This window comes from Serratia sp. BW106 (assembly GCF_002607755.1).
Taxonomy (GTDB): Bacteria; Pseudomonadota; Gammaproteobacteria; order Enterobacterales; family Enterobacteriaceae; genus Serratia; species Serratia proteamaculans.
Genome location: NZ_MCGS01000003.1, coordinates 194236 through 208947, shown reverse-complemented (window position 1 = coordinate 208947; position 14712 = coordinate 194236). Strand labels below are relative to the sequence as shown.

12 protein-coding genes are annotated in these 14712 nt (G+C 51.7%); 9 read left to right on the top strand and 3 right to left on the bottom strand.

The features are described 5' to 3' along the window. Position 1: 1 nt before the first annotated feature. Together BEI65_RS02550 and BEI65_RS02545 are read right to left on the bottom strand one after the other, a co-directional pair. The gene (locus BEI65_RS02550; protein WP_099061986.1) at positions 2 to 2359 is read right to left on the bottom strand and encodes a TonB-dependent receptor domain-containing protein; all 2358 of its coding nucleotides are present in this window, start codon (positions 2357 to 2359) and stop codon (positions 2 to 4) included. A gap of 320 nt (positions 2360 to 2679) precedes the next feature. Further along, entirely contained in the window at positions 2680 to 4146 is a 1467-nt protein-coding gene (locus BEI65_RS02545) for a serralysin family metalloprotease (RefSeq protein WP_099061985.1), read from the bottom strand. Between the two features lie 310 nt (positions 4147 to 4456). Between BEI65_RS02545 and BEI65_RS02540 the strand changes: the two genes are divergently transcribed. The 4 genes from BEI65_RS02540 to BEI65_RS02525 all read left to right on the top strand — a co-directional run bounded on the left by BEI65_RS02540 (position 4457) and on the right by BEI65_RS02525 (position 6737). Next, the gene (locus tag BEI65_RS02540) at positions 4457 to 4951 is read left to right on the top strand and encodes a TIGR00645 family protein (RefSeq protein ID WP_012145114.1); all 495 of its coding nucleotides are present in this window, start codon (positions 4457 to 4459) and stop codon (positions 4949 to 4951) included. A 255-nt stretch (positions 4952 to 5206) separates the two neighbouring features. Then, positions 5207 to 5662, top strand: a complete 456-nt coding sequence (gene fabZ, locus BEI65_RS02535) for a 3-hydroxyacyl-ACP dehydratase FabZ (RefSeq protein ID WP_099061984.1) — start codon at positions 5207 to 5209, stop codon at positions 5660 to 5662. A 35-nt stretch (positions 5663 to 5697) separates the two neighbouring features. Continuing rightward, positions 5698 to 6486 (top strand): spermidine synthase, encoded by a 789-nt coding sequence (locus BEI65_RS02530; protein WP_099061983.1) that lies wholly within the window; start codon positions 5698 to 5700, stop codon positions 6484 to 6486. A gap of 56 nt (positions 6487 to 6542) precedes the next feature. Next, complete coding sequence (locus BEI65_RS02525; protein WP_085116739.1) at positions 6543 to 6737, top strand: ribbon-helix-helix protein, CopG family; 195 nt, start codon at positions 6543 to 6545, stop codon at positions 6735 to 6737. A gap of 45 nt (positions 6738 to 6782) precedes the next feature. Here the strand turns inward: BEI65_RS02525 and BEI65_RS02520 are convergent, their stop codons facing one another. After that, positions 6783 to 7997, bottom strand: a complete 1215-nt coding sequence (locus BEI65_RS02520; protein ID WP_099061982.1) for an MFS transporter — start codon at positions 7995 to 7997, stop codon at positions 6783 to 6785. Between the two features lie 177 nt (positions 7998 to 8174). Between BEI65_RS02520 and BEI65_RS02515 the strand changes: the two genes are divergently transcribed. The 5 genes from BEI65_RS02515 to BEI65_RS02495 all read left to right on the top strand — a co-directional run bounded on the left by BEI65_RS02515 (position 8175) and on the right by BEI65_RS02495 (position 14706). Next, positions 8175 to 8789 carry a TetR/AcrR family transcriptional regulator gene (locus BEI65_RS02515; protein ID WP_099061981.1) on the top strand — a complete coding sequence of 205 codons (615 nt, stop codon included), beginning with the start codon at positions 8175 to 8177 and terminating at the stop codon, positions 8787 to 8789. A gap of 518 nt (positions 8790 to 9307) precedes the next feature. Next, positions 9308 to 9832: a hypothetical protein gene (locus BEI65_RS02510; protein WP_099061980.1), complete on the top strand. Its 525-nt coding sequence runs from the start codon at positions 9308 to 9310 to the stop codon at positions 9830 to 9832. A gap of 426 nt (positions 9833 to 10258) precedes the next feature. Further along, positions 10259 to 11521 (top strand): Hint domain-containing protein, encoded by a 1263-nt coding sequence (locus tag BEI65_RS02505; RefSeq protein WP_232518963.1) that lies wholly within the window; start codon positions 10259 to 10261, stop codon positions 11519 to 11521. Between the two features lie 3 nt (positions 11522 to 11524). Continuing rightward, a complete protein-coding gene (locus tag BEI65_RS02500) occupies positions 11525 to 13276 on the top strand; it encodes a hypothetical protein (protein WP_099061979.1) in 1752 nt (583 codons plus the stop codon). After that, positions 13273 to 14706 carry a hypothetical protein gene (locus BEI65_RS02495; protein ID WP_099061978.1) on the top strand — a complete coding sequence of 478 codons (1434 nt, stop codon included), beginning with the start codon at positions 13273 to 13275 and terminating at the stop codon, positions 14704 to 14706. The genes BEI65_RS02500 and BEI65_RS02495 overlap by 4 nt, the downstream gene beginning before the upstream one ends. Positions 14707 to 14712 lie beyond the last annotated feature (6 nt).

The window sequence follows — 14712 nt, the reverse complement described above, 5'->3', positions numbered from 1 at the left end:
CTTAGAAATCTATGTTGACGCCAAGCTGGAAGGTTCTTCCCGGCATGACCGCCAAGGCATTATCGTATGCATCCTGATTGGTGGAGTCCGTGAGTTCGCGGCTGCTCAGGTAATCGCGGTATTTTCTGTCGGTGATGTTATATACACCGCCGCTCAGCTTCACATTGCGGGCCACCTGCCAGTAGGCCGACATATCGACCAGACCGTAACCCGGCACGCGCAGATACTCAGCCGTAGAGTCGGTGAGCGTTCCACCGCTGGCGTTGTTGTAGCTTTCACGGTTGGTAGCCGTTGCCTGCTTGCCTTTGACAAAGGTCGCGGTCACCGCCGCACCGTAGCGTTTTGCCGGATCATCCCACGCCACGCCCACTATCGCCTTCATTGGCGCGACGCTGTCGATATCGACATATTTGTCACCGGAGTAGCTGGACTTGGATTTACCCTGGTTATACCCCAGAGCAAAATTGGCGCTCAGGCCGTTAACCTGCTCAAACCAGGTGCCAAAATTCAGCCGGGTGCTGACTTCCCCGCCGTAGATGTAGGCCTTGTCACGGTTTTCCGCCTGATAAATGGTGTAGATATTGGAAGGCACGTTAGTGAACCGGTCTGGGCTGCTGGCACGCTGATAACGGGTATAGGCGATGAAGTTTTTATAGGTGTTGTAGAACAACGAGGTTCGCAACGTCACCCCTTCCACCACTTCCCCCTTCACGCCCCATTCCAGATTGTTGCTGGTCTCGGTTTTCAGATCGGCGTTGCCGATCAACGCGTACTGCGCCGTACCCGCGTAGCTGGAACCAAGGTTCCAGGAGCCATATAGCTGGCTGGCATTCGGGAACTGTGCGCCGCGTTTGTATTGCAGGTAGGTCATCAACCCCGGCGTAATGTCGTACTGGAAGCTGAGTGATGGCAATACCTGGGTATCGGTGTTGCTTTTGCCGTACAGCGTTTCCAGTTCGGATTCCGTCAGCACCGTGCTGCCGGTGGTCAGGCTGCTCAGGTTCTGCGGCTTGGTGCTCTGGTGAGTCACGCGCACGCCAGGTACCACGGCAAAACCGTGCCCGTCCAGATCAAACTGGACCCGGTCCTGAACAAACCCGCCCAACACGTAGCTGCGGCTGTCTGACTCCGGCTGCATGATGGCGGTAAATGCACTGGGGGCAGGCTCTTCACGGAAGGGACGCTCGGTATCGGTGATCCGCCCATTGAGCCCACCGCTCAACGTATGCCGACCCAGAGTTTTGGCGATTTGCGTTTCAAAACCGTAGGTGTTGACGTTGTAGTCGGAGTAAACCCGTTCCATGCTGCCGGTACTGGTCGGCATGTAGGTGTTGTCGTGCGCCTGAGTTTGCTGGTAATAAGCTTTCGATGTCAGGGTGTCGACGTAATCATTGAACGGCGTCCATTCATCTTTCAGGCTGATACCCCAGCGGCGCGTATTGCTCTGCTGCTGGGCGGTACCAAGAATGGCGCTGCCGGCCGAGTTCCAACTGTCGTAATGGGTGTGGTTGGTTTTGTCGTAATAATCCACCGTACCGGTGAGTTTATGTTCGTCACTCGGCTGCCAGATGCCGGAAGCCATCAACGCGTTGGAATGCCAGTTGGCCGGATAAGCCTGGTGGGTACCGCTGTTGTTACGCGTTTCCTGACCATCGCGGCGGCTATAAACAAACACCCCGCGCAGTTGTTCATCACCCGCTGCTGCGGTAATGCCGTTATGCCAGCTGCGGTTAGCGGAGTCATAATCGCTTTGGTAACCAAAATAGGTCGGCTTGGTCGGTGACAGGTACTGGTCCGCCGACTTCGGTGAAAACGACACCGCACCGCCGATGGAGGTGTTGCTACGTTCGGTTGAAGTGGCCCCTGACTCGATGTCCACCTGACCATACATATAGGGGTCAAGATAGTCGCGGCCAATGCCAAAGGTGTTGAGACCGGCACGGCTGACATAGCTGCGCCCGGTGGCATCCGGTTGTGGAATGCCATCGACATCCAGCCCGACACGGTTACTCTCAAGACCACGGATGTTATAGCCGGTGTAGCCACTGCGATCGAACCCGCTTTTGCCTGAGGATGAGCCGCCACTAACGCCGGTGGCGCTAATCAGCGGTTCATAGCGCATAATCGAACCGAAATCATTACCGCCCTTTTCCTGCATATCCTGCGCAGAAATTGTGGTGAGGGTACCGGCTCTCTTCTCAATCACCGGTGCAACAACCGTTATTTCCTCTTCATTTTGCGTGGTCTTTTCTGTTAAGTTTTTCTTTACCTCGGCATTCACGTTAAAGGCGGTGGTGAACAAGGTTCGCCACAGGAAAGACTGTCCGATAACTCCCCGGTAATTAAAGGTTTTGCGCATGTGTTGGCCCTGCAGTAATTATTAGTATGCGCTCGCAGTTGCTTCGTCTCCCGGTGGTTTTCCGGGATAAATGATATTAATAAAAAGTAATAATGCTTAAAGAAAGGTCTTTCTGCGTAGACTTGATGGAACAGATGATAATGATAATGCTTATCATAAGCAATATCGATATGACCCTATTAAATCTATTGCTGGGATATTCCTCAATTTTTACGAAATCCTTACGAAGTGACGCAGGTACCGGGTCAGAGAGACGACTGTCAGGAGGGATGAAGAACAAAGACCTTAAAAAACGGTGGGCATATCCCACCGTTGCAAATTTAAACAATAAAGTCAGTGGCCGTATTGGCTTGCCCTACAATATTAACCAGAAAGTCCGGGGCAGCCTGGCCAGTTATATTTAGCGCTAACTCACTTAAGTTACTTTGTGAATTATAGGTTAGCAGTGCTTCCCCTGCCTGGCCGCTGAAACTGTCGACGAAGTGAATAAAGTCTGTGCCTTTATCGCCATGATTAAAGAAGGACAGATCAATCTTGTCGATGCCGGTTTCAAAGTCCATGATCTTATCCGGTGATTTGATTGGCGAGTCACTCACCGCCGCGAAAACAAAGATATCTTTGCCGCTGCCACCGAATAGCTGATCCTGTCCGCCGCCACCGTAAATAACGTCATTGCCCGCACCGCCATGGAGAATATTGGCCGCATCATTGCCGACAATCACATCATTCCCTGAACCCCCAATGGCATTTTCAATGATGGCGCCCAGAGCGATGGAAACGTTGCCGGTCAACCCGCCGACGTCAGAGAAGGAGCCTTCCGTCAGGTTGATGCGTTGGTTCTGCGTATAGCCCGAGAAATCAAGCGTATCGTTGCCGCCCGCATCCCAAACGGAGAACACCAGCTTCTGGTTGCTGTCCGTCAGCGTGTAGAAATCCCGGCCAGTATTGGAATTGAACCCGTACACCGTATCCCCGGTGCGCATAGTGGTATTGGCGCCATAGAGATACTGAATAGCGGCAATATCGTCAACCAACGGTGCGGCAGCATAATGGCCACCGTTATCACCGCCGGTAACAGCTTCATCCCAATAGCTCATCACGCTGAACTGGCGGGTATCCTCGGCATAACTCGCCATACTATAGTTGGGTGGATTATTTTCATCGGCATTATATTTGCCAGGATGATCCAGTCCCAACGTATGCCCCAGTTCATGGGTGATACTCAAACGCCCGTAGTTACCCAATTCAGGGTGCAGGTTGGCGTAAACCCCATCCCGGGCATCCTCATACTTGTAATTGATATTGAACCAGCTTTGACCATCGGTATTATGCCCGCGGTAGTCGTTGCCGGCACCGCTAAGAGGCTTAATCGCGTAGGCCTGGCCGTCGCCCTGATAATTACCAAAGGTAATGTTGGACTTTTGCCCTGAGGCTACCTCAACAAAGTTAAGGTTTGCCACATCCGCCCAGGACTGCAGCGAGAGCTTGGCCTGCGCCTGTTGATCGGCAGTGAAGGCGCTAAGGCCGGTGTCCTGGTCAGCGAAACGGGTATTTAAATTATTCTGATTATAATCCCAATCCGGGAAGGAATAAGTCACAGTAGCGCCTTGACCGGTAACATGAATACCATTCCAGGTCTGCTCACTGCGCGCTATTTGTTTACCGGCCTGTTCCACACCAAAAGAAGGCTTATTATTAAGGGTTAATCCATTACCTCTGTTATGGTAATTCAGCAAATCATTAACGCTGTCCCAACCGCTTGCTTTTCCATTCAGGGAATTTTCCATCTCCATCTCCATTCGATTAATTCATTTCCGTTATATATAATTCTCTCTCGATATAAAGGATTATCGCCATGTTATTCTGCGACATTTAAATCCTAGTATAATTTCAAGATAGCTCAATATATATTGGCAAAATAAATCACGCCGGAGTAAACCGCTATAAAAGCACCTTATAACAAGAGGGAATTAACCCCTCGGCCAGAACAGCTACAGTCCCGGTGAAATCCCCCTTAATCGCGCCACGGTCACTTGCCATTTGCCGGGCCTGTTGCGTTATACTGTGCCCCACTTTTTGTAACGAACTCAGATGACTATGGAACGCTTTCTAGAAAATGCCATGTACGCCTCTCGTTGGCTGCTGGCGCCGGTTTACTTTGGCCTGTCGCTGGCCCTGTTGGCGCTGTCGATAAAATTCTTCCAGGAGATCATCCACGTTCTGCCAAACATATTCGCCATCGCAGAAGCGGATTTGGTTCTGACGCTGCTGTCGTTGATCGATATGGCACTGGTGGGTGGATTACTGGTGATGGTGATGTTCTCGGGCTACGAGAACTTTGTTTCGCAACTGGATATCAGCGACGACAAAGAAAAACTGAGCTGGTTGGGGAAAATGGACTCCACCTCGCTGAAGAGCAAGGTGGCCGCGTCGATTGTCGCCATTTCTTCCATCCATCTGCTGCGAGTGTTTATGGATGCCAAGAACGTGCCGGACAACAAGCTGATGTGGTATGTGATCATCCACCTCACCTTCGTGCTTTCCGCCTTTGTGATGGGCTACCTCGATAAACTGACCCGCGATAAAAAATGATCCCCGTTAGCCGTCACCCTCTGTTGGCGGCTAATCACTCCCCTTCCTGCAAAAAATCCCATTAATCAATAAATTGAATTATATTATTAATATCTATTATTAGTAACCTTGTCACTAAAAGGCCCCTGTTTACCAGCCTGATCATTTTCATTTAGTGCATCTGATGATAATAACATTATAATGTTATTACACTTCGACAGGCACAAAAGCCGGCGTAAGCTGAGCTTCGTCCCGCTGACAGGACCCAAATCAATCATGCCGCTGAATGGTAAACCTATACAGTTTCAGGACGTTCAATCTATCCTGCCACACCGCTTTCCCTGTCTGCTGGTTGACCGCATCCTGCCTGACGGCACCTCTATTGCCGAAGGCCGCCTAAGCGCCATCAAAAATATCACCGCCAATGAACCGACCTTTTGGACCGGCCACCATCAGACTACGGTGTTTCCCGGCATATTAATGGTAGAAGCGCTGGCACAGACCACTGGCCTGTTGGCCCACTACTTTCTTAGCCCGTTGTTGCCCGGCGAGCATTACTACTTTGCCGCTATTCATCGTGCCCGTTTCTATCGTTCGGCCCGGCCTGGCGATCAACTGCGCATGGAAGTCGCCTTTGTCCGACAACGCTCCGGCCTTGCCCGCTTTACCGGCCGTGCCACGGTTGATGGCCGCCGTATCTGTACCGCCGAGTTTATGTGCGCCCGTAAGTAACACCGCCGTTTTGATGGAGGCTTAACGAAATTACTATGTCTTTGGTTGATAAATTGCTCAATAGTCTGGATTTCTCGCCTCGCGGTCAGGTGATCGCCCGTGAGCAGGATCACTGCGGCGAAATTATTGTCTCTGACCACAAGGGCTACCGGACCCTGCGTTTTGACGGCATCTGCGAGCAGAGCAAAATGTGCATCGACGCGCCACAGGTACCGGTTCACAACTACATCAAAACCATGTTGATGGCGGTGGCCTGGCAACCGCCTTCATCTGCATTGATCCTGGGTCTGGGCGGAGGGGGGCTGGTGCGGGCGCTGCATGCCTATGACTCCAATATGCTGCTGGAAGTGGTGGAACTGCGTGCGGCGGTGATCTCTGTTGCCCAAAGTTACTTTACCTTGCCCGCTGACGAAACGGTGATATTGCACTTGGCCGATGCGGCCGATTTTTTACGGGCTGCGGTAACGCGACACTATGATTTGATTTTCTCGGATCTCTACAGCGCCTTCAGTATGGATCCGCAACAGGGTACGCAAACCTTTCTTCAGCGCTGTGCCGGACGACTTTCACCGCAGGGTTGGTTAGTGCTGAACTACCATGAAGTGCCCGATCAAAACTCACTGCTGTACCACAGCCTGCACCGGGTGTTTAACACCGTGTTGTACTGCGTGGCACCCAGCGGCAACGTGATTATCTATGCGACACCGGCCGAAATCGAGACGCCGTTAAGCTTATTGCGCCGTCTGTCCGCCGAGATTGGCCCGAGCTTTAACTGCGATCTCCGCTTCCTGTCACGCAAGATTGAACGGTTGCACTTTAGCTGAGGCGGTATGGCCGCCTGACGATTATCATTTGATTATTATTCTCTGGAGTCACCATCATGGAAAAGAAAACGGCACGTCTGACCGTACTCATTGATCCTGACAAGAAAAAAGCGTTGGAAGACTTGTGTCTGCAACAGGACGTCACCCCTTCTCAGGTGATCCGCCAGCTCATACGCGACTATCTGCAGAAACACCAGGTGGAGTATCCGAGCCAGCCGACCCACTCTAATCCACGTGTGGATAACGCCTGACGTCAGATGGCGCTCGGTTGGCGCCATCTGAAAGTGCAGCAGTGATTACCCCTTGCGTGCCTCGGCAGAAAAACCATGCCGTTTGGCCGTCATTGTGAGCGCCAAACCGCCAAGTATCAGGACCAGCGCTACCCATGGGAAGGACACTGCGCCGAAGTGATCAAGCAATAGGCCACCGAAAATACCGCCGACGGCAATGGCGCTGTTCCATATAACCACGTTCATCGCCAGCGCGGCGTCTGCGCCTTCACCGGCAGTGTCCGCCAGTGCGGTCTGCAATAGCGTCGCCGCCCCACCAAAACTCAACCCCCATAGCCCCAACCCGACATAGACCGCGGCCGCTGAATAAATGCCGATACCCAGCAGGAACGTCGTCACGGCGAACAGTGCCAGGCTGGCCAGCACCGCCTTTCGCAAATGGCGATCAACCACCCGACCGGTGAACCAAATACCCGCCAGTGCCGCCAGGCCAAAAACAAGTAACACGGCGTCAACCTGGTTAGCCAGCCCTGCTGGCGTCACCAACGGAGCCACGTAGGTGTAGAGAATATTATGCGCAAACATCCACAGCATGACGACGCCCAATACCGATCTGACACCCGGAGTGATCAGAACCTTATACAGCGGCATCCGCTGTGGCCCCGCCTGGCCAGGATAATCCGGCACCTTTGCCAACACCCAAACGATTAATGCCAGCGTCATCAAAGACATCACACCAAAAGCACTGCGCCAACCCACCACCGCCCCCAGCCATGTTCCCAGAGGGACACCCAGCGACAGCGCGATTGGCGCGCCAACCATAGCCACCGCCATCGCTTTTCCCTGCAGATGAGGCGCCACCATTCTGCGCGCGTAACCGGCAAGCAGGCTCCAGGCCAACCCTGCTGCCGCTCCGGCAAAAAAACGCGCAGCCAGCGTGACAACATAGCTGGAGGAAAGTGCCGTGACCGTGTTGAAGACAAAAAAACCGCCAATGGTCAGCAGTAAAACATTACGTCGACGCCAGCGTTGAGTGGCAAGCGCCAGGGGAATGGCCGCCAACACAGACCCCAACGCATAGGCGGTAATCATCTGTCCGATCAGCGAGGGCGACACCTGTAAACCGGGAACCATCTGCGGCAATAAACCCGCGGGTAAGGTTTCGGTGGCGATACAGATAAAACCGGTCATGGCCAATGCCAACAGCGCCGCCATCGGCAATCGCTGTGCCTGAACGGGTATCTCTTTGTCTTCAATACAACTGATAGGGGTCTGGCTCATCAATAACCTCATTATATATCGATCGGTATAAATATAGTTGACACTTATCCGTACCCGTGAGTTCATCACGCGAATTGATTTATGTATCGAATGGTATAATAATGCTAAGCGGGTATCATCTGAGTGTCAATAACATTCATATCGATCGGTATACAACTAACAAACCTGGAGACAGCTATGGCACAAATGGGCCGCCCTCGCCGCTTTGATCGCGACCAGGCCGTGCAGCAGGCACTGCATCTTTTCTGGCAGCACGGTTATCAGTCCACCTCTCTGGCACAGCTTAAGGCGCAGATCGGTGGCGGCATTACCGCACCCAGTTTTTATGCTGCCTTTGGTTCCAAAGAGGCGCTGTTCAACGAGACGGTGTCCTGCTATCTCAATAGCTACGGGCGGGTTAATGATGCGCTGTGGGATGATTCACTGCCGCCCAGAGAAGCGATTGAAATTTCCTTGCGCCGCTCGGTTAAGATGCAATGCGAAGACCATCATCCCAAAGGCTGTATGGTAGCTCTGGCGGTGATGTCCGGCAGCTCGGATGAGCATGCCGCGGTGCTGAAACCGCTGACAGACTCCCGCCAACGCACCTTGAACGGTTTTAGTCACTGTATTCAACGGGGCATAGCGAGCGGGGAGTTAAGAAAGCAGATTGATCCTGCGGTTATCGCCACGCTGTTCGACAGCTTTCTGTTGGGCGTTTCGACGCTGGCACGGGACGGCGTCGACTACCCTGTGCTGGATAACGCCGTCACGGTATTGATGACGGTTTGGGATACTAACGCCCATGCCTGATGGCACCTGATCTTAAGTGTTTACCGGACCCAATCCGGCGAACACTTTGGCAAATCATCTCACCGCTACATCATTAGCAAGGTATAAATATCATTACCGATCTATTGTGATGACTATTTCAACTGTTTAATCATTTATTCACAACCTTTATGATTAAAGAAATTCCCACGCCAAAATTAATTTCTTGGCTAAGCGTTTTTGCTTATTTTGACAACCGTAAAAAGGCTTACAAAACCGACCTGCTCAATGCCTTGATTTAATGAAGTTAAAAATCAGAATTAACAAAATAAAAACAATTCCCTCCTGTTTATTTGATTCTTTAAATAATTTTTCCTTGGTTTTGTTAACGCGGTGATTTGCTTGATTATCTCGAACACAACAAAAAAATACTTCATTTATTTTTAAGTGTCAGTTGATTTTTTAGTCGCCATTGCTATTGTTGAAGATGAGTAATTCATCGCTCCCGACCCGACAAATAAATCCTATTTTTATACTCACAAATGTATAAGGACCTGACTATGCCCATTAAAAAATACGTCATTCTTGACAGCAATCCGGCTGCTGTTGGGAATGATGACTTTATTCTATTAGGTTTGAAAAATGAAGGTTTTGCCCGAGGTTGTCCGATGTTATTTGGCGGCACTGCGGATGCAAAAGATGGCCCGGTTGATGGCAAGAACTTTGCCTTAAACGTGATAAAAAGAGAAACCCTGGAAGAAACCCTGAAAAATATTGAAGTAGAACAGGTTGTTCGCTATAAGGTTTTCCCCAATGATATTATATTCTATACCAGCAAGGTATTTCTCTTCACCGGAAAGGTAGCGCTTGGCGGTGAGTTCGCCTGGATACGCAAGGTCAGCAAAGGTAAATTGAAAGCTTATTTCAAAAGTAAACCCTCCGCCACCAAAGATATGTTTGCTCAAGAGCTGTATAACATGACTGCGGATCCTGATGTCGACCCTACCGATGCCCAATTTGCAGAATATCTGGGTTCCGATACCCTGAGCGCTATTTATGCCTATTGCAAAGAAACCTGCAAATAAATTCATAGGTTATTAACACCAAAGCCTGATTTATCTCTGTCTTGCTTTTCGCATGTTTATGTCTGAAACTTATTGGGTGCTGATATTATGATCACACAAGGTTATACTTCAGATGAAAAGACTATTGTCAAAAGTGTCATCAGCAAATATAGCAATGCCGGCCTGTTTATTATTCAGCCCGGCGACCCTTTGCTGGTCAGCTTTTACGATATTCAATTAAAACTGGCCGGCCTTGCCTCAGGCAATACTCCGCAGTTTACCCAATGCTGGCAACAGGCAAAATTGCGTAAACGCAGCGCCGGCCGGTTGAGCGAAGCCAGTGACGGCGCCGCCCAACCGGTGTACAGCATTGTCCGGCTCGACTCCACCGACGGCAGAAACTACCGCGCCGATGCCATTGGCTCCCTGCCGGTGTCCGCAGCCAATGTGACGCAAACCCTGGGTTTGTTTGACGCTGAAGCGACCAATGTCGGCGCGGTGAATTACAACCAGGCTTATGTCTACGCCGCAGACTGCACCCTTAGCGCCAGCGGGGTCTATCCGGGTAGCCAGATTGCTGCGGATTATCCGGTCACGGTGATTTATACCTTTGCCCAAACCATCAACAACAATACGCTTTACGGCGCGGAAATTATTACCAGCCAGAGTTACCCTAAAGATATTTATAATGAATCACCGCGGAGCATTAACAATCCAAACGAAATAAAAATTTGTTTAACCCGCGATGAAGGTGACTGCGATTACCGCAACACCTATGATGGTTCTGTCAGGGTGCCCATTAAAGGTAATATCACCTATCTCGGCCAAATTGAGCTCAGCGGCGGTCGGCCGATCAACGCCAGTAATAGTATTTATTTAATTCGCACCCGCGCTGGCGGCGATCCTGTCACGCCATTCGGTGATTATAATATTTTCAACTCACCCAACACCCGAATTAATGGTAACAACATTGCCTGGGATCTGGACTGGCTAAGGTTCAATCAGGTTGATTTTGAGTCTGGCGAATGGGTTTATTATGTCTTCAAGGTGATTCTTAACGTCGACGGAAAAAGTATTGTCAGCTTTATTACCAATGCGCCTAAAAACCTTGAACCCGACCAGCGATTTTTAAATACCGTACAGTTAAAGCCGATGCGTATTGTTTACGGTTGCCTGGCCGAAGATACAAAAATCCTGATGCAGGATGGCAGTGAGAAACCCATTTCAGCCATCAGTATCGGTGAAATCGTGTTATCGAGAAATAATCAACTGCTAAAGGTTGAAGCCGTCACCAGCGGCCAGGAACACCATTATATTGAATTCACCCTGCGCAATGACAAAGGAAAAATAACGAACATTACTGCCAGCCGGGGGCATCCTTTTATTACTTCTTCAGGCGTAGTGATAGCCCGTGAATTAAATCATGCTACTAAATTAATCACCCTGGACGGTGAAAGCGAAATCATAAGCCTGGTGCAACAACAAGGTAATCTGAAGGTATATAACCTGCAATTGTCCGCCGAACCATCCGCTGACAATGCTCTTTACGACGATAACACCCTGTACGCTAACGGTATCCTGGTCGGCGATATCCAGATGCAGCGCATCTATGAGGATGAATATTACCAACGTCCGGCGAATATCCTGAACAAACTGCCAAAAGAATGGCATCAGGATTACCAAAACCATCTCAACTCGACGGGTAAATAACTTATGTATCAGGGATACCCGGACTTTCAGCAGATTATCATTGCCGATCGGCACAGGTTCATTGCGGCCTATCAGCAAAATGATGCCTATTTTTTATACCCGGCATCCCTCACCATTTTGGCAGCGGATCCCTTGGCGTTCTCGCTGGATATTGTTCGCAGTCCCAGCACCGACAGTATTTACGGTTGGCTGAATTTCACCACCGAACTGCAGTATGCCGGTGACCAAAGTCTGGCGGACTTCAAACAACAGCACCCGGATAAAGCGGTGAAAGTGCTGCCCGTGTTGCCTGCCAGCCTGGGCTTTGACGTACCGATTGAGTATCACAGCGCCCTCAGTGGGCAAAGCTATGACCCGACCTGGTATTCGGCACAGTGCATCCAGTTTATTATTTTGCTGAACTCGGCCAGCACTCAACTGATCGAGAAAACCCTGCTCAATGAGACTATCGGCTTTAATGCCCGGCTGGACGGTTTTGTCGAAGGGGTCTCACCACGGCTGGCGTACTCCGTCGAGTTTGATCCCCGGGAGCTGATACTGGCATTGGCCGCCGGAGTCAAAGGCGCGCAGCCTGTTGGCGATGATCGGGTGGCCTTCGACTATGGTCTGCTGACGCAATATCTCTACCAGAATATTGCGCTGCTGCCGCTGCAAATCAGCCCGCCACTGCCAGTGAGCGATCCCGAGGGAAACCTGCTGTTCAGTCAGACGTTGCTTGACCGTCTCTACAATTTGCGGGGTACACCCTACGCCGGTCCGGCGTCCAGTAATACGGCGATGATCGCACTGAGTATTCCAGCGCAAGGTGGCCGGGTGATCTTCATGCTCGACACAGTGGTACTGAGCCGACGTCCGCTGTGCTTCATACTGGATCCTTTTGCCGCCGCACAGCAAATTGCCAAGGTCTCACCTGATACCATTATTCACCGCACTACAGCCCCGCCATTACCGCCGGGCGAACGGGAAATCGATGTCTTTTACGTCTTGCCGCTGGGACTGAAAAGCAATGTTTCTATCGATATTCAGCTGACTGTTCCAGCCGGAGGTATTTACCCGCAGGAACAAACGCAAACCCAGCGACTGAGTCCGGACCAGAGCCGGCTGACCTTCAAGTTTCTTACCAGTTCGCTGGAGCCAGCCCCTTTTTTCTACCAAATCCGGGTTAATTATCCGCAGGAAGGAAGCTGGCACACCCTGATCGGTGAACGACGCCCCTGCGCCGAACGGGCGCTGGTACTGGATTACGCCGCATTGCCCTGCCCATTCCTGACCATCAGCCTTGATCCGGGTTTCGCCAAGGAGAGTCGGATTGGCGGTATCTATCATTCTGCCGGTTGGCGGCAGGACTTGGCCTTAACCGCAGCAGAGCCTTATTTCAGTTGCCCGGTTCTCGGTGACGAAACCTTTATTGAAGCAACGGCTTACCAGTTGGCCGCTGGTGGAGTCGTGCCGCTACCGATGCCGATTACCCAGGCCACCACTATCGGGGCTTACAGCTTCCCGCAGTTTGGCTCACAGCGAGCGCGGATCACCGTCACTCTGCCCGCTGAAATGCTCAAAGTCGCATTGACCTTTCAGCCGGAAAGCCAAAGCCGCACCACGGAGCACACCTTTACCCACCAGCAGAACAGCTACGACTACCCCTGGACGGTCACTTCGATTTTTGCCAGTGGGTTTCGCTACCAAATCAGCACCGGCCCATGGTCGGCCTATGTGACCGGCGATCAAACGATTGATGTCAAAGGTGAAAAATGAACACTGAAGAACTGAATCCCCAGCAGACGTTACAAAACTTTTTCCTGCTTGGCAGAGCCCTGGCCTTCCACGACCAAACGCAGCCACCGGGGTGCTATACCTACGGCAGTTATACTCCGCAGGTGGTGCTGGACGGCCCGGGCGGTAAAATCAGTGCGCTGCATTTGCTGACCAGTCCGGGCGGCGGTCTGGCGACCTTTATCGCGCCCAACCTGCCGGTCGACACGGCGGCAATTGAGGCCTATATCCGCCAGCATTTCATTCCGGCACCCGGAAAAATCAGCCTGGAGCAAGGCGATATCCGCCAATCGCTGTTCCTGCGTTTTATCCGCCAGCCAGAGTCAGACAGCTATAACGTCGAGTTTGAACTGTCCAAAATGCCGCTGACCCACACTGAGTCAGGCCTGCTGGACAGCGCCATTCGCGGAGCCAAGAGCCAGGTTTATCTGGTGACCCACAGCCGCTTCAGCGTCAGCAGCCGCGCCACCGCCAGGCTGGAGGCCGACTGGGTGGCATTTTTAACCCTGGCCTTCAACGAACAGGCGCGCCAACCGGAAGTTATCGCCATCCTGCTCAACCAGCAGATCGACGCCGGGGTGATCGCCCTGTTGGAACAGTTCGACAACGCCCCCTCGGAACAGACCCGCGAGCTGGTCAGGAATTCGTTGGTGAAAACCGCGTCACAACTGGTCAGCAACACGCTGCGTAACATCCACTCGATAGATGAGATCCCCAGCAAGCTCAATTATGACGTCAGCTACAGCAATAGCGTGCCGCAGCGCTATTTGCTGGCGCAGCAGCAGGATGTTGCCACCCTGCTTGGTCAACTGCCTGCCGACAGCATAATCACGTTCACGCCGACGCCATTGCCTGAACCCACTCGGCCGGACAAACCCGTCAAGCACCGCGAATGCGTGGTGAGTCTGGGGTTCAACCCCAAGAGTTTTAACATCATGTCGATCGAGCTGCGCTATGCCCAGTCGCAAACGCCGATGCAGTGGCCCAGCTTCCCCCCGGTCACATTGAAAACCACTGATGAGGTCAGCGATATCACCCTCAAAGTGACGTTTTCTGATTACTCCAGCTATGAGAATCAACTCCACTGGCAGGACAACATCGCGCTCACTCCGCAAGACCTGGGGTTTTACAGCGTGCTGTTTGAAGCCGAACACCTGAAGGCAGAGTTTAAAACGGTCAGCGGCACCGCGAGCTATTCGCCGGCCGGCCAGGGGAAAAAACAAAACTTTAGCTTTTCGTTCAGCACCCAACAGTGGCAAGCCAACTGGTGGATCAATGCCCATGCCAACGGATTAAACGGTCGCATTGACTACCGTTGGCAAGGAAAAACCGCCTCGATATTCCCCAAAACCTACGACTCTGGCCCGCTACAGGCCAGCGCCAGCCCCGTCAAACTGCAATACAACAAGTGATATAAA